At 49.0% G+C, this 19,506-nt stretch carries 16 protein-coding genes and 1 riboswitch; of the genes, 6 read left to right on the top strand and 10 right to left on the bottom strand.

Features of this window, described 5'->3' with window-relative positions:
• Positions 1 to 15: 15 nt before the first annotated feature.
• The 8 genes from CWB99_RS09845 to CWB99_RS09810 form a co-directional block, all read right to left on the bottom strand.
• The gene (locus CWB99_RS09845; protein ID WP_349304472.1) at positions 16 to 468 is read right to left on the bottom strand and encodes a molybdenum cofactor biosynthesis protein MoaE; all 453 of its coding nucleotides are present in this window, start codon (positions 466 to 468) and stop codon (positions 16 to 18) included.
• Entirely contained in the window at positions 468 to 713 is a 246-nt protein-coding gene (gene moaD / locus CWB99_RS09840) for a molybdopterin converting factor subunit 1 (protein WP_138551315.1), read from the bottom strand. The genes CWB99_RS09845 and moaD overlap by 1 nt, the downstream gene beginning before the upstream one ends.
• The gene (moaC, locus tag CWB99_RS09835; RefSeq protein WP_138551316.1) at positions 706 to 1,200 is read right to left on the bottom strand and encodes a cyclic pyranopterin monophosphate synthase MoaC; all 495 of its coding nucleotides are present in this window, start codon (positions 1,198 to 1,200) and stop codon (positions 706 to 708) included. Before moaC ends, moaD begins: the two co-directional genes overlap by 8 nt.
• Positions 1,200 to 1,751, bottom strand: a complete 552-nt coding sequence (gene moaB, locus CWB99_RS09830) for a molybdenum cofactor biosynthesis protein B (RefSeq protein ID WP_138551317.1) — start codon at positions 1,749 to 1,751, stop codon at positions 1,200 to 1,202. Before moaB ends, moaC begins: the two co-directional genes overlap by 1 nt.
• On the bottom strand, positions 1,739 to 2,305 hold the full coding sequence (gene mobA, locus CWB99_RS09825; RefSeq protein WP_138551318.1) for a molybdenum cofactor guanylyltransferase: 567 nt from the start codon (positions 2,303 to 2,305) through the stop codon (positions 1,739 to 1,741). The genes moaB and mobA overlap by 13 nt, the downstream gene beginning before the upstream one ends.
• Position 2,306: 1 nt before the next feature.
• Complete coding sequence (gene moaA / locus CWB99_RS09820) at positions 2,307 to 3,278, bottom strand: GTP 3',8-cyclase MoaA (protein WP_138551319.1); 972 nt, start codon at positions 3,276 to 3,278, stop codon at positions 2,307 to 2,309.
• Positions 3,266 to 3,396: riboswitch (molybdenum cofactor riboswitch) on the bottom strand. (Overlaps the previous gene by 13 nt.)
• A 71-nt stretch (positions 3,397 to 3,467) precedes the next feature.
• Positions 3,468 to 5,114: an indolepyruvate/phenylpyruvate decarboxylase gene (ipdC, locus tag CWB99_RS09815; RefSeq protein WP_138551320.1), complete on the bottom strand. Its 1,647-nt coding sequence runs from the start codon at positions 5,112 to 5,114 to the stop codon at positions 3,468 to 3,470.
• A 210-nt stretch (positions 5,115 to 5,324) separates the two neighbouring features.
• Positions 5,325 to 7,205: a histidine kinase gene (locus tag CWB99_RS09810; protein ID WP_138551321.1), complete on the bottom strand. Its 1,881-nt coding sequence runs from the start codon at positions 7,203 to 7,205 to the stop codon at positions 5,325 to 5,327.
• A gap of 209 nt (positions 7,206 to 7,414) precedes the next feature.
• On the opposite strand from CWB99_RS09810, the gene CWB99_RS09805 reads away from it, so the two are divergent.
• Genes CWB99_RS09805 through CWB99_RS09785 form a run of 5 tightly spaced genes read left to right on the top strand, consistent with a single transcriptional unit; the run spans position 7,415 to position 14,927 of the window.
• Entirely contained in the window at positions 7,415 to 11,140 is a 3,726-nt protein-coding gene (locus tag CWB99_RS09805) for a nitrate reductase subunit alpha (protein ID WP_138551322.1), read from the top strand.
• Between the two features lie 14 nt (positions 11,141 to 11,154).
• A complete protein-coding gene (narH, locus tag CWB99_RS09800; RefSeq protein WP_138551323.1) occupies positions 11,155 to 12,690 on the top strand; it encodes a nitrate reductase subunit beta in 1,536 nt (511 codons plus the stop codon).
• A 5-nt stretch (positions 12,691 to 12,695) separates the two neighbouring features.
• Entirely contained in the window at positions 12,696 to 13,409 is a 714-nt protein-coding gene (narJ, locus tag CWB99_RS09795) for a nitrate reductase molybdenum cofactor assembly chaperone (protein ID WP_138551324.1), read from the top strand.
• A 10-nt stretch (positions 13,410 to 13,419) separates the two neighbouring features.
• Positions 13,420 to 14,100: a respiratory nitrate reductase subunit gamma gene (narI, locus tag CWB99_RS09790; protein ID WP_138551325.1), complete on the top strand. Its 681-nt coding sequence runs from the start codon at positions 13,420 to 13,422 to the stop codon at positions 14,098 to 14,100.
• Between the two features lie 47 nt (positions 14,101 to 14,147).
• A complete protein-coding gene (locus tag CWB99_RS09785; protein ID WP_138551326.1) occupies positions 14,148 to 14,927 on the top strand; it encodes a peptidylprolyl isomerase in 780 nt (259 codons plus the stop codon).
• 138 nt (positions 14,928 to 15,065) lie between these two features.
• Here CWB99_RS09785 and CWB99_RS09780 read toward each other — a convergent pair whose 3' ends face one another.
• Both CWB99_RS09780 and CWB99_RS09775 read right to left on the bottom strand, forming a co-directional pair.
• A complete protein-coding gene (locus tag CWB99_RS09780) occupies positions 15,066 to 17,732 on the bottom strand; it encodes a TonB-dependent receptor plug domain-containing protein (RefSeq protein ID WP_138551327.1) in 2,667 nt (888 codons plus the stop codon).
• A gap of 232 nt (positions 17,733 to 17,964) precedes the next feature.
• The gene (locus CWB99_RS09775) at positions 17,965 to 18,396 is read right to left on the bottom strand and encodes an exonuclease III (RefSeq protein ID WP_138551328.1); all 432 of its coding nucleotides are present in this window, start codon (positions 18,394 to 18,396) and stop codon (positions 17,965 to 17,967) included.
• Positions 18,397 to 18,691: 295 nt separating this feature from the next.
• Here CWB99_RS09775 and xthA point away from each other — a divergent pair, with 295 nt between their 5' ends.
• Entirely contained in the window at positions 18,692 to 19,501 is an 810-nt protein-coding gene (gene xthA / locus CWB99_RS09770) for an exodeoxyribonuclease III (RefSeq protein ID WP_138551329.1), read from the top strand.
• The last annotated feature ends 5 nt before the right edge of the window (positions 19,502 to 19,506 follow it).

The following is a 19,506-nucleotide window of genomic DNA, read 5'->3' as shown; positions in this document are numbered from 1 at the left end:
GCTACCCTCTCAACTTCAGGCCCACTGCGCTGCGGCAATGGTATCTTTGTGATTCGCCTCAACCCAGCGGTTGTGTCCACCTTCGATCACTTCTTTTTTCCAAAATGGCGCATTGGTTTTCAATAAATCCATCAGATATTGAGCGGCTTCGAATGCCGCTTCCCGGTGAACACTCGACACGCCAACCAGCACAATTTTGTCTTCTAACTGCAAAGGACCAACGCGATGAATAATCGACACGTTTTCAAGTGGCCAGAGCGCCCGAGCTTGCTGCTCCAGCTGTGATAAGTACTTGTTCGTCATTTCGGGGTAGTGCTCCAGATACAACTCATCTATCTGATGACCCTGATTCACGTCCCGCACCCGGCCAACAAACATCACCACAGCACCAGAGCTGCAATCGTCGCTGATCAGTGCCTGATACTCCTGGTTCATATCAAAATCGGCTTGTTGTACACGGATCATCATTATCCTCCGGTCACCGGCGGAAACATCGCCACTTCATCACCCGCGCCAATACGACTGTCTGCGGCGACTAGCGTCTGATTAACCGCCACCAGCACGTCTTTGCCGAGCAACCACTTTTGCCAGCGTTCATTTTTTTGTGCCAGCTGCTGACGCAGCTCGCCGACGCTAAGCCCGGCGACATCCAGGTCAAGTTCGTCGCATTCCAGTCGCTCGCGCAACTGGGCAAAAAACAGAATTTTATTCATGATCACTGACCTCACTTACTCGTTGATATACCCCGCGTCGCCCCCCTGACTTGTGTGTCACACACAACCCGGAGATCACCATATCCTGATCCACCGCTTTACACATATCGATGATGGTCAGCGATGCAACGGAAGCTGCGGCCAACGCCTCCATCTCAACACCGGTTTGGCCTGCCAGTTTGCAGTAACTAAACACCCATATCTGTGATTTTTCTTCGTCCAGCTTAAACTCAACAGACACTTTACTGAGTGCCAGCGGGTGGCACAGCGGGATCAGATCAGCCGTTTTCTTTGCAGCCTGTATTCCGGCAATCCGTGCAACACCCAGTACATCGCCTTTTTTTAACTGATTTTGACTGACTAATTGCAGCGTCTCTGGCTTCATCTCAACGCAGGCTTGCGCGCTGGCTTCCCTGGCGGTGACAGGTTTATCGGCGACATCCACCATCGCGGCATGACCGTACTGATCTATATGCGTTAATCCCATTAGTTGCGCTCCCTTGATGTACACGCATCCGCATCTGTTGCTTTCAGATGGGGTGCAAAATTGCACGGACCCTGACGTGCATCCAGCTGTGAGCTGAGCATTTCATCCCAAGCCAGCTCGCAGGCCCGGGGACTGCCGGGCAGCGCAACGATCAAGGTCTTGTTGGCCAGGCCCGCTGTCGCACGCGATTGCAAGGTTGAATAGCCAATCTGTCGCAAAGAGCACTGACGGAATAGCTCACCAAATCCTTCTACTTTTTTATCAAATAACACCTCGATGGCCTCGGGTGTCACATCATCGTCGGTCAACCCCGTTCCGCCCGAGACCACAATCACTTGTATGTCGGCACTGACAATCCAGTTGCTGATGGCGGCGCGGATGTGGTACTTGTTGGCACGCACGACAAGCCTGTCAGCCACACTATGTCCTGCACTGCCAATTCGCTCCTGTAACAGGTCACCCGCCGTGTCATCAATTAATGTGCGGCGATTGCTCACCGTTAAGATAGCAATGTTCAGCGGTATAAAGTGTTCTGATTTTACACGGCCCATACTGTCTCCTGTTGCATGATTTGTTGTGCACACGCCCACTGCTCGGGTGTATTGGTGTTCATTAAGGTCAGTTCGCTATTGGGCTGCTCACCCTCTATAGCTGATGCAGTGATGGCACCGAGAAACCCTCGCACAGATAAGCGCTGCTGACTAAGCTGGTTGCGGCACTGCGCCAGCGCCTGAGAATAATTTGAAAGATAACAAGGCAGTACTGAGTCAGCGAAATGGCAACTATGTTGCTCCGTGCGACCTTGTTTGATCAGCGCGCTAAGACAAGCACTGGACAACAGCGGCATATCGATTGGAATAACCACTGCTTCATCGCATACATGTTGCTCAAGACACGCGTGAATACCGGCCAGAGGCCCTTTCCCGGTATAAACATCCTGAACATAACCGGGGCCATTTCGACTGATCAGCACCTGATCGCATCCCACTGCCAACAGCAGTTGCTGTGCATGAGATAGCAAGGTATCTCCTTGCCAGCATAACGTGGCCTTATCTGTCCCCATACGGCGTGACTTACCGCCTGCCAGAATAATACCCAGTAGCATATTAACCTCCCAACATCGCCAGATGCCTGGTCAGGCCGGACTTGCCAAGGTGCAATTGATGCCCTTGCCATTTGGTTAAAACGCGATTGGACAAATAGGTTGCCAGACCTGTGACATCGCCATCGTCAAGCCAGGGGGTTAAATCATCATTGGCGTCACCAAACAAACATAAGTGCAGTTTGCCGTCAGCAGACACCCGCAAGCGGTTACAGCTCGCACAGAAATCTTTACTGTAAGGCATAATTAAGCCAACCTGACCGGCATAGTCTGGATGACAAAACTCCACCGCTGGCCCGGCATCCGGCCCCTTGGGTTGCATTTGCCACCCGCTTTTTTCCAGCGTGGTACGGATACTCTGCCCGGACACATGCTGCGCGTTAAAATACGCGGCGTTATCAAGCGTTCGCATTAGCTCAATGAAGCGAAAAGTGACCGGTTTGTCTTTAATAAAATTAAGGAATTGCGTTAACTGAGTGCCGTTGTACTGCTTCAGTAACACCGCATTTAGCTTTACTTTTTTCAGCCCCAGCTCAAATGCCAAATCAATGCAACGCAATACTTCATCCAGGCTGTTGTTGCCCGTTATTTGAGAAAACGTGTAAGGGCTGAGGCTGTCTGCACTCAAGTTAAGCGCGGTGAGGCCCGCATCAACCAGTCTGGGCAGTTTTTGAGCCAGGCGATAGCCGTTTGAAGTGAGTGCCACAGACTCAATACCCGGCGTGTCGTTACACAGGGCCACGATGTCAGGTAGCTCTTTGCGCAAGGTTGGCTCACCACCGGTTAAGCGCACTTTTTTGGTGCCGACCATCGCAAATGCCCGCAGTAGCGTGTGCGTTTGCGCCAATGCCAGTGTAGTCGGACGAGTCTCGCATTTATAGCCATCCGGCAGACAGTAATTACATTTGAAATTACAGACTTCCGTGACCGACAAACGCAAATAGTTGAACTTTCGGTTAAACGAATCTTGCAGCATGTTAGCCTTTCCAAATCGGGAGGCCTGGCAATTTCTTGACAAACCCGGTGGTAAACCACGGTATACTCGCCATGCCCGTTTGGGTTTAGGTGAGTATACTTCGGCGTATGATGCCCAGAATAGTGGCTATCACCCGGGCACACCATACAAAAGAAGGGGCAGTTGACCTACCCCAGAATGGGTAGATGCTTAAGATCTCGCCATATTTTGTTTACTGGTCAAAACCTTAGCGAAGTGTGAAAGACTGGGTGTCATACACCCTTTTGGAATTTGTACATCGATCAGATAAAACTGCGAAGGATCTTCAAATGCATTGTCCATGGCGCTTGCGAGTTCATCGGGTGTAGAGACCCGAATTCCTTTGCCTCCCCATAGCGTCGCCATTTCTGCAAACGGCCATAGCCCTAAATCAGCGGCCTGGCTGTCAGGGGCAAACGCGCGGATCATTTCCCAGCCCTGGTTGTTCAGCACCACAACAATGGGCGTAAAGCCATAACGACGACAATGTCCAAGCTCCATCCCCGTCATCTGAAACGCACCATCTCCCACCAACACAACGGGCCGCCTGCCAGTGGTTGCCTGAATGCCAAAACCGGCTGGCACCCCAAACCCCATTGAAGCATAGTAACCCGGTGCCACCACCGCGCTGTTCTCTATGCCCTGACTGACAAACAAACAGTCGCCCACGTCGCTGGCAACAGGCAGTTGTTCATAATGTTCAAAGCAACGATTGAGCGTCTGGGCAATCATCATAGGGGCAATAGTCCCATCGGGCACATCTGGGCTTTGTTGTTCAACGACGTGGTGTGGCTGGTGCATGTCCCAATTTTTGCACTCAGCCAGGTCCGCCAACTTTGATAATACGGCGGTTAACCCGATCCCATGATAACTGTAGTGTCCAAGATTGACTTCGCGATGTTGAATAAATACGGCCTGGCGACCGGACAAGGTTTCTGCGCTGATCGCAAAATTGCTGTCAGACAGTATCGCTCCGACCATAATCACCAGATCAGACTGTTCGACAATGGCTGCAATATGGGGGTCGCCAGCGTCTCCCAGATAAGTACCTTTAACCGGTGAGTTTTTCTGCTCAGCCGCGATACCTTTGCCCATTAAAGTGGTAAAACAAGGGACTGCCAGTTTATTGAGCCACTGACACAATACATCTTCCAGATCATAGCGTTTTACCTCTACTCCCACTAACACAACGGGCCGCTGTGCGCTGGCAATAACTTGTTGTAAATCCTGAACACATTTTTCTATCGAAGCCACTTCGGAATCTGCCTGTAACATGTTCAGCAAACCTGCGTTATCCGCATCACACGGCGCCGCTGACAGATTACGCGGTATTTCAATCAGCACCGGCTGCGATTGCTCTTTACAGGTGCTCAGTACCTTAGCGATTTGTTTGGGTGCCTGACTGATATCTTCCAGGCGGATCTGCGCGCACGTGATCTCTTTAAAAATATGGGCCTGGCTGTCGATTGACTTAACCTGATGGTGTAACTGTAAGCCCATTTCCATTTCGCTTTGCGAAGGGACCCCCGCCACTATTACTAAAGGGGAGCGTTCGGCGTATGCCTGTGCAACGGCATTAACACTGTTCAGCGCACCGGCGCCGTATGTTACCGCAAGTACCCCAATGCCATCGTGCAGCCGCCCACTGGCATCTGCCGCGAACGCTACACTGGGTTCATGACTCAGGGAGTACACGGGCAGGATTTGACTCTGTTCCATTTCTCGGAAAAAAGGCAGTATAAAGTCGCCAGGGATCCCCCAGACTTGTTTTGCTCCAACGCTTTTGAGCATGGTTAATAGAGTACGAGCGAGCGTCATAATCACCTCCGATAGACAACAATTTCGGGACACCTTGCCAGAACCAAATTGATCGGATATTGATTTAGCTCAATTCAGAATTGTCTGTAAACCACACTACCCCCAATGCGCTGATAGCTCACTTTTTTATACCTACAGAGGAAAAATCATAGCTGTAGTGAGTCTTCAGAAAGAAGTAACCACACCTCAACTCGGTTGCTCTTTTAGTGCTCAATGATAGTTTTGACTGCCACCTGCGGGTTGAAACAGCAGCTTTACTTCTGTTCCTTTCTCAGCCCTGGGGACAATAAACAGCTCACCGTGCAGGTGCTTGGCTCTCTCCTGCATAATGGCCATCCCATAGTGATTGAGTTTTTCCGATCCACTCGCGATGCCCACACCATCGTCGGCAACAACCAGCTGAAGTCGCTTGTCCTCAGTGACCCGTAAATCGACCCAGACATTGTTCCCCTTACTGTGATGCACCGTGTTTTGACACGCCTCACGGGTAATTTGCAGTAGATGGATCTCTTCCATTGGCGACAGCGGAATTTGTTGGATGGCAAAATTTAAGTGGAATTGCATTTTTGATTGCTCTGACAACTGCTCGATGGTTTTCTCCAGAGCTGCTTCGAGCCCCTCACTGACCATTTTAAGCCGAAATGTAGTAAGTAGCTCACGCAACTGACGATAGGCAGAATCCAGCCCCATTTTAAGCTCATCAATGATGGGCGGTTGGAGGTCAAACTTCTGCTTTTCTTGGGTTTTGGACAACCGTGTGACCTGAATCTTTAAGTACGACAGTGCCTGAGCCAGAGAGTCGTGCAATTCACGTGCGATCACGGTACGTTCATTTAACAATGCAATACGCCGTTCCTGGTCGTGCTGCACTTCTAAATTCAATGACAAGGCCACCTGATCAGCAACCGATTGTACCAGTTGCATTTGCCATGAGTCTGACTCAAAACGCTTTTGACCTCGAACGACAATCACGCCGTAATTGTTGCTACCGTAAACCAGAGGAAACTTCATCACAGTGGGTTGCGCTAGTGCAATAAATGCCCCACTGCCATCACAGTTATCACAGTTTTTCGCCCCACAGAGAGCATTGCTGTCAGTATGAGGCTTTAATTGTGCATAGGGTATGTCGCCACTTGCAGTCATTAAACACAGCTCGATATCATCGACCTCTATCAGCTGGGCAAGATCGTCCAGTACGTGCTGTAAATCTATTTTGTTTTCCTGGGACTCTAATAACAGCCTTGCCGTTTTAAACAAAAAGGTGAGTGCCTGGTTGTTTACTTCAAGCTCCTGGGTTTGCTCTTTAACGCGACTTTCAAGCTGACCATACATAGACGCGATAGCACTGCTGGTATGATTAAACGTGGCTGCCAACAGCGCCAGTTCATCATCGCCCTTGAGGTTCATTTGGTGGGTAAAGTTGCCTTTGCCGATAGCATAAGCTGCATGGGTTAATTCGATCAGTGGCTTTTCTACTCGCAGGCTGATCAGATGCAGAATAAATGCCCCGAACAGCAAGGTGATAAACAAGGCGGCAACCTGTATTGTGCGCAGTAAGCGGATCTTACTTTCTGCGTGCATTTGTACCGCCAGGACGAAATTATCGGCGTATGTTGCATGCATCGCCACCAGCTCATTGAACTGGGAGTGATTTTCGATGGGTAAATTCATCAACTCAGGTTTTAATGCGCTGTGCCAGTGTTCAACCAGGGCAGACCACAGTTGATTTATCTCAGCGTCGCTTTGCAACTTTTGAAAGATGGGGTTTCTGAGTTTTTCCTCAAGCAGTGCAATCCGCTCGCCCACTTGCTCTGAGCGACCCTCTAAGCCAAACATGCCCAGTTGATACGCGTCCATTCGCAGCGAGCCACTCAGGTTAATCGCTCTGGCATCCAGGTCGGCCAGCTCTGCTATCCAGTACGATGCAAACAAAGTACAAATCGCCAGACTAATCACGCCAATAATAGAGCCCTTGATGTAAACCATCACCGAGCCTTTGAAGCGACTTTTTAGTTCATTGAACCGCATACCCACAATAATTACCCACTTATTTTCTACCAACAGACGATAACGCTTGAATGTTATCAACACCAGTTATTTCGCCATAAAGCGCCGTAAAATGCTCTACCACTTTGTAGGTATTCCAATATTTTTCAGTAGTTTACAGGGCTTGAGAATTTGATCATCGTCAAGTTACTTTACTGCTACGCCACTATATTTGATGAGCAATGTAGCTGCCTGCCTAATTAATGTGTCACCTGGCAGCACACATAAATTGAGCAGGATAGGAGAGTAAAGATATGAGCCATTTCTTAAATAAAATGCGCTTTTTCAAGACCAACGAGCAAAGCTTTGCTGGCGGTCACGGTGTTACCACCGACGAAAATCGCGATTGGGAAGACGGATACCGCCGCCGCTGGCAACACGATAAAATTGTACGTTCAACGCACGGGGTAAACTGTACAGGGTCGTGCAGCTGGAAAATTTACGTTAAAGACGGTCTGGTTACCTGGGAAACACAGCAAACAGACTACCCACGTACCCGCCCGGACTTACCCAATCACGAACCTCGGGGCTGTCCGCGTGGCGCGAGCTACTCCTGGTATATTTATAGCGCCAACCGATTAAAATACCCCAAAGTCCGTCAAGCTCTGCTAAAGCTTTGGCGAGACGCGAAACAGAACTTCTCTGATCCCGTTGAAGCATGGGCCTCCATTGTTACTGACCCCGAAAAAGCCAAAAGCTATAAATCTAAGCGAGGATTAGGTGGCTTTGTTCGTGCTAAATGGGATGAAGTAAACGAAATTATTGCCGCATCCAACGTATACACGGCAAAAACATACGGACCAGATCGCATCATCGGTTTTTCACCCATTCCGGCGATGAGTATGGTGAGCTATGCCGCAGGGGCCCGGTACCTGTCGCTGATCGGTGGTCACTGTCTCAGCTTCTATGACTGGTATTGTGATTTGCCACCCGCATCGCCACAGATCTGGGGTGAGCAGACCGATGTGCCTGAATCCGCCGATTGGTACAACTCCAACTATATTATTGCCTGGGGCTCAAACGTGCCTCAAACAAGAACACCTGATGCCCACTTCTTTACGGAAGTTCGTTACAAAGGTACAAAAACCGTTGTCATCACGTCTGACTATTCAGAATGTTCAAAATTATCAGACATGTGGCTGGCACCAAAACAAGGTACTGACGCAGCACTGGCTATGGCGTTCGGCCATGTCATCTTAAAAGAATTCCACATAGATAAACCCAGTGAATATTTCACGGATTATGTTCGTCGTTACACGGATATGCCGATGCTTGTAGTACTGGATCAAACCGACAAAGGCTACACTCAGGGGGCATTTTTAAGAGCGTCAGATCTGGCAGACAACCTGGGACAGGACAATAACCCGAAATGGAAAACCATCGGGATAGATGAAACGTCTGGTTCCATGGTCTCTCCAACAGGTGCAATCGGATACCGCTGGGGCGAAAAAGGCAAGTGGAACATTGAACAACGAGATGGTAAAACCGGAAACGAAGTCAAACTGGCATTGAGCCTGAAACAGCACTCAGACAAAGTTGAATCCGTGCTGTTCCCTTATTTCGGTGGTCAGGCGCATGAGCTGGGCTACTTCCAGCACACGGAGCACGATGAAATACAAGTGCGCAAAGTACCGGTTAAAACCATTACATTGAAAGACGGTAGCGAAGCACTGGTTGCCACCGTATTCGACTTGATGATTGCGCACTATGGGGTAGACAATGGCCTGGACGATCCAGCAGTTGCGAAGACACTACACGATGACGTGCCCTATACACCAGCATGGCAGGAAAAAATCACCGGTGTAAACGCCGACCACGTGATCCAAGTCGCCCGCGAATTTGCAGACAACGCAGACAAAACGCGCGGTCGCAGTATGGTCATCGTTGGGGCTGCCCTCAACCACTGGTACAACATGGACATGAACTACCGTGGTCTTATCAATATGTTGATGATGTGTGGTTGTGTAGGTCAATCCGGTGGTGGCTGGGCACACTATGTAGGGCAGGAAAAACTGCGTCCACAATGCGGCTGGTTGCCCCTGGCATTCGGTCTGGACTGGCAGCGTCCGCCACGTCAGATGAACGGCACCTCGTTCTTCTATAACCACTCTGACCAATGGCGTTACGAAAAACTGGAAATGACGGAAGTCCTCTCGCCTTTGGCAGACAAAAGCAACTGGACCGGCTCCATTCTTGACTACAACACCCGCGCAGAACGCATGGGATGGTTACCTTCAGCACCACAGCTTGGTATGAATCCGCTACAACTGTGCAAAGACGCCGAAAAAGCCGGGATGTCTGCAAAAGACTACGCAGTGCAACAGCTCAAATCGGGTGATTTGAAATTTGCCTGTGAAGATCCGGACAATCCGCAAAACTTCCCACACAACATGTTTATCTGGCGCTCAAACCTGCTTGGTTCCTCGGGCAAAGGCCATGAATACATGCTGCGTCACTTCTTGGGCACTAAACACGGCCTGCAAGGTAAAGATCTGGGAGAGAGTGGTGATAAAAAGCCAGAAGACGTGGTATGGCGCGACGATGCACCGGAAGGCAAAGTAGACCTTTGGGTTACGCTGGATTTCCGTATGTCAACGACCTGCCTGTATTCCGACATCGTACTGCCAACGGCAACCTGGTACGAAAAAGATGATATGAATACTTCGGACATGCACCCGTTTATTCACCCTCTATCTAAAGCGGTCGATCCGGTATGGGAGTCACGTTCAGACTGGGATATTTTCAAAGGCATTGCGAAGAAGTTTTCTGAGCTGTGTGACGGACACCTGGGTGTTGAAAACGACCTGGTAACCATGCCACTGATGCACGACACCCCAGGGGAATTGGCTCAGCCTGATGGCGTGAAAATGTGGTGGAAAGGCGAGTGCGACCTCATTCCGGGCGAAACAGCGCCTAACATGATCCCGGTCGAGCGGGACTACCCGAATACCTACAACCGCTTCACCTCGTTAGGTCCATTAATGGACAAGCTGGGTAACGGCGGCAAAGGGATCAACTGGAACACCGAAAAAGAAGTCGAGTTCCTGGGAGAACTAAACTACAAACACACAGAGGAAGGGCCACACAAAGGACGCCCTAAAATTGACACTGCCATTGATGCCGCTGAAGTGATCCTGAGCCTGGCACCCGAGACCAATGGTCAGGTCGCAGTAAAAGCCTGGGAAGCACTGGGTGAGTTTACGGGCAGAGACCACACGCACCTGGCACGCCCCAAAGAAGAGGAAAAAATCCGTTTCAGGGATATTCAGGCGCAACCGCGTAAGATCATCAGCTCGCCGACCTGGTCAGGTCTTGAAGATGAGCATGTGTCTTATAACGCCGGCTACACCAACGTACATGAGCTGATACCCTGGCGTACCGTTACGGGCAGACAGCAGTTTTATCAGGACCACCAATGGATGCGTGATTTTGGTGAAACCATGGTGTCGTACAAGCCCCCTATTAACTTGAAAACAACGCAGCCCTTGCTGGGCAAAAAGCCAAATGGACATAAAGAGTTAACGCTTAACTGGATCACCCCACACCAGAAATGGGGCATTCACTCAACCTACTCTGACAACCTGTTGATGCTGACACTCAGCCGTGGTGGCCCCATTGTCTGGCTCAGTGAAACCGATGCCAAAGAAGGCGGTATTAAAGACAACGACTGGATTGAAGTTTTTAACGTCAACGGTGCGATTGCCGCGCGTGCGGTGGTCTCTCAACGTGTCCCTGAAGGGATGAGTATGATGTATCACGCACAGGAGCGCATTGTGAACACCCCTGGCTCCGAGGTGACAGGTACCCGTGGCGGTATCCATAACTCGGTGACCCGCGCGGTCATGAAACCAACCCACATGATAGGTGGCTATGCGCAGCAAGCCTATGGGTTTAACTATTACGGCACTGTGGGCTGTAACCGCGATGAGTTCGTCATTGTCCGTAAAATGGACAAAGTTGATTGGTTAGATAACGAGTAGCCGAGGATAATATTATGAAAGTACGTGCACAAATAGGCATGGTCTTAAACCTGGACAAATGTATCGGCTGCCATACCTGTTCTATCACCTGTAAGAATGTCTGGACCAGCCGCGAAGGCGTTGAGTACGCCTGGTTTAACAATGTTGAAACTAAACCTGGTATTGGTTACCCCAAAGAGTGGGAAAACCAGAGCAAGTGGAACGGTGGCTGGAAACGCAACAGCAATGGCACACTTGAGCCTCGCCAGGGTAACAAACGTCGATTACTGGCCAATATTTTTGCCAACCCGGACTTGCCCGAGATCGACGATTATTACGAACCGTTTGATTTTGACTACCAACACCTGCACAACGCGCCGGACAGCAAACATCAGCCCGTTGCGCGCCCACGCTCACTGATCAGTGGGCAGCGTATGGAAAAAATCAACTGGGGCCCGAACTGGGAAGAAATCCTGGGTACTGAGTTTTCTGAACGTAAGAAAGACAAAAACTTCGACGACGTGGTGCAAAAAGACATTTACGGTCAGTTTGAAAAGACCTTTATGATGTACTTACCACGCCTGTGTGAACACTGTATCAACCCAGCCTGTGTAGCGAGTTGCCCGTCTGGTGCAATTTACAAGCGCGAAGAAGATGGCATTGTACTGATTGATCAGGACAAATGTCGTGGCTGGCGCATGTGCGTATCAGGGTGCCCCTACAAAAAAATCTACTACAACTGGAAAACCGGTAAATCCGAAAAGTGTATTTTCTGCTTCCCGCGTATTGAAGCTGGCCAACCTACAGTGTGCTCCGAAACCTGTGTAGGCCGGATCCGCTATCTGGGCGTGCTGCTTTACGATGCAGATAAAGTAGAAGAAGTGGCTAATACGCCCAACGAGCAAGACTTGTACCCCGCTCAACTGGGTATGTTCTTAGACCCACATGATCCAGAAGTTATTGCAGCAGCCAAAGAAGAAGGCATTCCTGACAGCTGGCTGGAAGCGGCATGCCAGTCACCGGTGTACAAAATGGCGATGGACTGGAAAGTTGCCCTGCCCCTGCACCCGGAATACAGAACCTTGCCGATGGTGTGGTACATCCCGCCCCTGTCACCTATTCAGACAGCGGTAGAAGCGGGTCATGTGGGTATGGCGGGCGTCATACCGGACCTGAAGTCACTGAGGATCCCACTGCGCTATCTCGCCAACTTACTGACTGCGGGCGATGAAAAGCCAGTTGTGACAGCACTGGAGCGCATGATTGCTATGCGGGCATTTAAACGCGCACAACAAGTTGAGGGACAGGAAGATCTGGCTGTACTGAAACAGGTTGGCCTTACCCCAGAACAGGTTGAAGACATGTACCGCTACATGGCGATTGCCAACTATGAAGATCGCTTTGTGATCCCAACCAGCCACAAATCCTATGCAGAAAATGCGTACGACATGAAGAGTGGTTGTGGGTTCAGCTTTGGTAACGGCTGTAGTGATGGCAACAACGGAGTGAACCTGTTTGGCGGTAAAAAACAAACCGGTAAACAAATCATCCCTGTCGAGATAACGGAGTAAAGACCATGCAAGTATTAAGTGTACTATCCCATTTGCTCGACTATCCATCAGCCGAGTTTGTTGCAGCGAAAGAAGATCTGCTGGCGATTGTCAACGAGAGCTCGATCAGCCCCGACACACGTCAGGCGCTCTGTGCTTTTATCGAAACACAATGCGCAAAAGACGTCATGGAATGGCAAGCAGAGTACGATGGCCTGTTTGAGCGCGGTCGTGCATTGGGGCTTTGGCTGTTTGAACACGTTCACGGTGAAAGCCGTGACCGTGGTCAGGCAATGATCGACTTAATTGGGCAGTACAAGCAAGCCGGTCTGGAACTGGCACAAAACGAACTACCCGACTACATCCCTTTGTTTCTTGAGTTTCTGGCAACCCAAGGCGAGGACAATGCCCGGCAATGGCTGAGCGAAGTAGAACACATATTGGCCCTGCTGCAATGTCGACTGGAAAAACGCGACAGCGAATACGCCATTGTGTTTGTGTCGTTACTTGATATCGCACAAAGCACCTTTGACCTGAGCACACTGCGCGACCAGGTCAATGGTGAAAAACGCGATGATACTAAGCAGGCCATAGACAAAGAATGGGAAGAAGAAGCCGTCACCTTTGGTGCGCCGGATGCCGACAGCTGCCCGAGCGCGGTCAATCGTCCCAGTGAATCTCAACGCAAAGATCAACATGTTCCAGTGACCTGGACTGACTTTAACAAGCAGGCCAGTTAAGGAGTACATTATGACTTATTTAAATACACTACTATTTGGGATATATCCCTACATAGCCCTGTCTATTTTTATCATAGGCTCGGTAGTTCGGTATGACCGTGAGCAGTTCACATGGAAAACAGGCTCCAGTCAGCTGCTGGAAAGCAAACAATTAAAGCAAGGTAGCAGAGCCTTTCACATTGGCGTCATTATGGTGTTACTCGGTCATTTTGTTGGCCTGCTGACACCATCAGAGATCTGGCACCTGTTAGGCATTGAAGCCAGTCAAAAACAGCTGATAGCAATGGGCTTAGGTGGCTTTTTTGGGTTAATTTGCTTTTATGGCCTGACCATATTGCTCAGACGCCGCCTGTTTAATCCGCGTATTCGCGCCACCAGCAGTACCATGGACATTGCCATCCTGCTGCTACTTTATGTTCAGCTCATTCTGGGCCTGTTATCGATTTTTGTTTCAGCAGGCCATATGGATGGCGCTGAGATGCTGAAGCTGATGAGCTGGGCGCAAAACATGGTGACCTTTAACGGCACCGCCGCTGCTGCTGCTATCTCTGATGTACATTGGATCTACAAATTGCACGTATTCTTGGGCATGACATTGTTTGTTGTCTTCCCGTTCAGCCGGTTGGTCCACATTGCCAGTGTGCCACTTCAGTACCTGACCCGGAACTACCAGGTCGTACGTAGCAAATAACCCCTAAATATAAGCCCTGCCAGCCAGGGCTTTAGCTGAGGTCAATTATGATTACCGTCAACCAAACAACAATCAGCGAAGCACAGATACTTCAGGAGATGCAGTATCACCCGGCAAAGGACCACCGCGCAGCCATGATAGACGCAGCAGAAAGCTTGATCATAGGCGAGCTGTTCAATCAGCGCCTGGATGAGCTGGGACTGCATCTGCAAACAGGCGAGCAGCTTGACAGTGAGGAACAAAAGCAAAATGCCCTGCTGAACTTACTAATTGAAACTGAGGTGGCCATTCCCTGTGCAACAGAGCAAGAATGTGCGCACTATTACCAACAGAACCTGGCTAAGTTTTGTTCTTCCCCTTTAATTGCTGCACGCCATATTTTAATACCGGCACCTGTGGAAGATGAAAATGCCAGAGCCAACGCTTTAGAAACCGCAGAGTCCATTCTGGAAGCACTGACCAAAGGAGAATCGTTTAGTGTACTGGCCGAGCAATATTCTAAGTGCGAGTCAGCCAAGCTTGGCGGTCAACTCGGACAGCTCTCGAAAGGCCAGACCGTCAGTGAATTTGAACGTCAGGTGTTCAGTGCCGATGAAGGGTTGATAGACCACCCAGTGGAAAGTCGCTTTGGCTTTCACATTGTGTTTGTCGACTTTAAACAAGCAGGCAAACAGTTGCCCTTTGAAGCAGTCAAAACACGTATCAAAAACTACCTGGATAAAAAAGTAGAGCGCAAAGCCATTGCACAATATATAGAGTGTTTAATTTCCAAGGCAAAAATAGAAGGGTTTGATTTTAACGTAAGTGCCAGCCCGCTGGTGCAGTGACGCTTGCAATCCCCGGGTTGGAGGTAAATTCAATTATCACATGTAAAGGCAGGTCCCTCGCCTTTACATGTATTATTCATTGCTTAAATAACCGTACGATATTCGTACATATTATTTCTGCGCTTAGATATCGGGTCGTTAAAACTGATAGCCAAACTTCAGATACATCTGACGACCCAAGGCGCTGTGGGTCTTATTATCAATACCCATAGATTCAGACGGAGCCAGTGGCGCCTCTTCATTCAACAGGTTTGATGCACCTAAAGTCACGGTTAGTTTGTCGTAGCCGACATAGCTTACGCTGGTATCAACCGTCGTCCAGGAATCAATTTCATATTTATCCCCGTTGCTGTCGGCCAGGTCCAGGTTCTTGTCGACATAGTTAAAGCTCAGGTTGGCAACAAAATCATCCATTGACCAGTCAACCCCGGCTGTCCAGCGGTATTTCGGATGCTGGTACTCACCATTCAGGTCTTCAACTACAGTACTGGTATTTCCGTCATCATCACTTTCAAACGACTGCTCTTCGAAGTTCAGTGTATAAGTGAGATTATAGTTAAAGCGGAACTCACCCATATCAGAGGTGTTGAGCAAGTATTCGATGTCTAAGTCCAGACCGTCCGTTTCACGACCACCAATGTTCACGAAGGTATCATTGATTGTCAGAATACGGCCTAAGGTACTGCCCTGGCTGGGAGCCCGCACAACCAGATTGGGATCGGTACCGCAACAGTCGACCAGCTTTTGCGCACCAATTTTCTTGATCAAGTCTTCCTGATCATAGTTCCAGTAGTCTACCCCAATGCTAAAGGTATCCGTCGCCTGCCAGATCACGCCCAGGTTGAAGTTCTCCGACTCTTCCGGTTGCAATTGCTTATTACCTGCAACGATGGCGGTATATTCGGTAGGCGAACAATCCACATCAGCGCCAGTTTGTTTACAACGCTCTTTGTCAATTACGCTGGGCGATTCGTCGGTGCGCCCCAGGTGTAACTGAACGAGCGAAGGCGCGCGGAATGCTGTCCCCCAGGAACCACGCACCACAACAGACTCTAAAGGAGTCCAGCGAAAGGCGATTTTAGGATCTGTGGTATTACCAAAATCACTGTAATCCTCATGGCGCAGTGCTAACTGAAGTTCAAGGTTATCCAGTAATGGAGCACTGAATTCCGCAAAGACCGCGGTATTGTCCCGATCACCATTGGCTTGTGTCGCTTCGGTACCAAAAATTTCACCCCGAAGGTACTGGCTATCCGGATTATCTTCAATTTTTTCATAGCGGTGCTCAAAACCAAACGCCGCAGAGACATAACCATCCCCAAATTCAAATAGTTCACCGGAAATGGTGCCATCCAGTGATTGCATGGTCGAAGAACCATATCGGGTGGTCGTCGTTTCAAAGAAATCCAACCCTTCCTGTGTATTAGTGCTGGGCTCAAATGGGTTCCAGCGACCTTCATCAATGGCTTGTTGAGCAAGGCGTTTATTCGGGAAGCCATCAAAGCCTTTTTCAACAGCACTGGAGCGAATGGCAGAGTATGCAAACTCCCACTCCCAATCCTGCCACTGACCACGCATCCCCATCACGGCGCGATAGTATTCTGAATCAACGTCTTTTTTACGGTTACCGATATCAACGGTACGACGGCGCATTGAGATATCTACACCATGCAGGAAGTGATCAGGCTGATTGGCCAAAGGATGGTTCGGGTTATCACCCGCCATGGTTAATTCAGTAAAGCTTGGACTGGCAGCACCCTGAATGAAGGTCGAGGCATGCTGCGCCGAAAACTCTGCAAAGCCTTCAACACCGTCCATGATCTCCTGGACACCATTGTAGTTAAAAGTCACTCGCTCGGTTGAAGGCACCAGGCTCATATGTGGCGCATAGTCATAACGACATACATCCCCGATTATCATCTCCGCCGGGCAGACATCATTACCCCAAACGTCAGCGAACAGGGTTTGACGAACCTGAGTGCCGTCATCCTCTACACGGACAACAGGTAAGCGGGCCCATTGTTCGTCACTCAGTGACGCACGCTCTACTTCAACACTGCCTGGAAAACCAGATGAACTCAGCGAATTATTGCCGCCACGAAAACGTTGATCAGCCGTTGCGGTATAATCCCGATCCGCGTAGAACACATCGCCACGTTTGAAGTAATCAAGCGTAAAGTTGTGATGTCCTTTGCTGGTAGAGTTACCCCACAGTAAAGTAAAGTTTTGCTCTTCACCACCACCATCGGCGGTATCAGAGACTTTAGCCGCGACTTCAAAGCCATCGATGTCATTTCGTAAAATAATGTTAATAACACCAGCCACCGCATCCGAACCATAGGTAGCCGATGCACCATCTTTAAGTACATCAATGCGCTTAACCGCAGAAACAGGAATGGTGTTTAAGTCAACGAAGGACGTTTCAATGTCTTTTGCAAACGGGCTAACAGCCACCCGGCGTCCATTGATCAATACCAGAGTCGATGATGCACCAAGGCCACGTAACGCGACGCTAGACCCCCCATTGGCGGTGTCATCACTGGAGTTGCCCTGAGTACTAAAAGTACCCGTGCCAGCAACCGGTAGCTTTTGTAAAGCGCCTATCAGATCAGTTGATCCCGTCGCTGCCAAGTCAGATGCTGATATAGTTTGAACCGGTGAGGGCCCTTCCATGTCTGAACGTTTAATATGCGACCCCGTCACCTCAATGCGTTCAACTTCACCCTCTTCCGCCATAGCGACCTGTAAACTACCTGAAAGTACTGTTGAGACTGCAAGTGCAGTAAGTGTAATCCCCTTTTTCATTCTTCCTCTTCTCCATAGTGTTAATTATATTTGTAATAACCAAACATTTTATAACATATGAAAAACATATTAAGAACATTTATGTAATACAAAAGAGAAACAAATTAATACAGAGGTTACATTTAAGCATATGGACTACATGGGAACCGTCCTGTGCTCCCCTTAAAGTGTATTTATGGCAAGATCAAAAAAGCCCGCTGTGCGGGCTTTTTATTGCATTTATCGCGGGTATTTAGATAGCAGTATTATTGATGTTTTTAATAAACTGCTTAACTGGTAAATCATTGCACTTCAGGTTACGTGTCTGGTGGCGAAGTTTGCTCAGACTGGAAAGCCCCTCTTTGGCTGCTTTTAGGCAAAGCTCAGTTGCAACAGTGCTGTTTTTAGCGACAAGTTTCACTTTCGCTTCGGTATTCGCAGACTCAGCCTGTGCCTGTTTGGCAAATGAACGGATGTCTTCACCGTTACACTCAAGCGTCTTAGAAAAACGTGATACGAATACACCGTGCTTCGCTCCATATGCACGTGCAGCACTCAGGCCTTGTTCCGCCGCGATAGCGCATACTTTAGATTCTGGTGATGCGTTACCGCTCACAACTGGTGCAGCAATAGCAGAAAAAGATGCAATCGAGATCAGTGTAACAAGAGAGAGAGACTTAAACATAATTTACCCCAAATGAACGAATTGATGCGCATTATATATACAAGTTTTAGTGTGTAAATGGTAAAAATGAACTTTCTTGATCATTTAATAGCCTATTCACAACTCCCTAATCAGGCGCTTTAAAGCCGTTACAATTTTCGCATTCATTAACAATTTTAGATGTCACAATTCCCAATTTTTAGAACACTTAGAGGGCCGAACATACCCAGCTAAATTCACACCTCCCCCTCCATTCATGCAGACAAAAATGATAGACTTAGTGTCACTGACTATATGCAAATTAAGAACAACAACGATGAAAGTTATCTCATTCAATATAAATGGCCTGCGCGCTCGCCTGCACCAGCTACAAGCCCTGATCGACAAACATCAACCTGATGTGATTGGATTGCAGGAGATCAAAGTACATGACGAAGCCTTTCCCGTCGCGGATGTTGAAGCAATGGGCTACCATGTCTATTTTCACGGTCAAAAAGCACATTATGGTGTCGCACTGCTCTCAAAAAAACCAGCCAAGCTAATCCAAAAAGGGTTTGCAACAGATACAGAAGAGTCGCAGAAGCGGATGATCATCGGCACCTTTGAAAGTGACAATGGTGAAGACGTCACGGTGATGAACGGTTACTTCCCCCAGGGTGATAACATTAATCACGAAACCAAGTTTCCGTACAAACGTCAGTTCTATGCTGATTTAATGACCCACCTGAACACAACAGCAGATAACGGCGAAAATCTGATAGTCATGGGTGATATCAATATTTCCCCTGTTGATTTGGATATCGGCATTGGCGAGCCTAACCGTAAGCGCTGGCTGAAAACTGGTAAGTGCTCATTCCAACCAATAGAGCGTGAATGGCTGCAGACTTTACTGGACTGGGGTCTCAAGGATACCTTCCGTGAACTAACCCCGGATGCCTGTGATAAATATTCCTGGTTTGACTATCGCTCTAAAGGATTCGACGACAATCGCGGCCTGCGCATCGACGTTGTTCTGGCCACAGCCCCTTTGATGGCCAAATGTGTCGAAAGCGACATTGATTATGAACTGCGTGGTATCGAAAAGCCCTCTGATCATGCGCCAGTATGGGCAACGTTTGCTCTATAGTCGAT

This window comes from Pseudoalteromonas rubra, from assembly GCF_005887095.1.
Taxonomy (GTDB): Bacteria; Pseudomonadota; Gammaproteobacteria; order Enterobacterales; family Alteromonadaceae; genus Pseudoalteromonas; species Pseudoalteromonas rubra_E.
This window is presented reverse-complemented; position numbering and strand designations above follow the sequence as displayed.

Coding starts and splice junctions, on each gene's coding strand:
- narJ (WP_138551324.1), top strand. CDS start 12,696: ATGCAAGTATTAAGTGTACTATCCCATTTGCTCGACTATCCATCAGCC.
- ipdC (WP_138551320.1), bottom strand. CDS start 5,114: ATGACGCTCGCTCGTACTCTATTAACCATGCTCAAAAGCGTTGGAGCA.
- xthA (WP_138551329.1), top strand. CDS start 18,692: ATGAAAGTTATCTCATTCAATATAAATGGCCTGCGCGCTCGCCTGCAC.
- narI (WP_138551325.1), top strand. CDS start 13,420: ATGACTTATTTAAATACACTACTATTTGGGATATATCCCTACATAGCC.
- CWB99_RS09845 (WP_349304472.1), bottom strand. CDS start 468: ATGATGATCCGTGTACAACAAGCCGATTTTGATATGAACCAGGAGTAT.
- CWB99_RS09780 (WP_138551327.1), bottom strand. CDS start 17,732: ATGAAAAAGGGGATTACACTTACTGCACTTGCAGTCTCAACAGTACTT.
- moaC (WP_138551316.1), bottom strand. CDS start 1,200: ATGGGATTAACGCATATAGATCAGTACGGTCATGCCGCGATGGTGGAT.
- moaB (WP_138551317.1), bottom strand. CDS start 1,751: ATGGGCCGTGTAAAATCAGAACACTTTATACCGCTGAACATTGCTATC.
- CWB99_RS09775 (WP_138551328.1), bottom strand. CDS start 18,396: ATGTTTAAGTCTCTCTCTCTTGTTACACTGATCTCGATTGCATCTTTT.
- moaD (WP_138551315.1), bottom strand. CDS start 713: ATGAATAAAATTCTGTTTTTTGCCCAGTTGCGCGAGCGACTGGAATGC.
- narH (WP_138551323.1), top strand. CDS start 11,155: ATGAAAGTACGTGCACAAATAGGCATGGTCTTAAACCTGGACAAATGT.
- CWB99_RS09785 (WP_138551326.1), top strand. CDS start 14,148: ATGATTACCGTCAACCAAACAACAATCAGCGAAGCACAGATACTTCAG.
- moaA (WP_138551319.1), bottom strand. CDS start 3,278: ATGCTGCAAGATTCGTTTAACCGAAAGTTCAACTATTTGCGTTTGTCG.
- mobA (WP_138551318.1), bottom strand. CDS start 2,305: ATGCTACTGGGTATTATTCTGGCAGGCGGTAAGTCACGCCGTATGGGG.
- CWB99_RS09805 (WP_138551322.1), top strand. CDS start 7,415: ATGAGCCATTTCTTAAATAAAATGCGCTTTTTCAAGACCAACGAGCAA.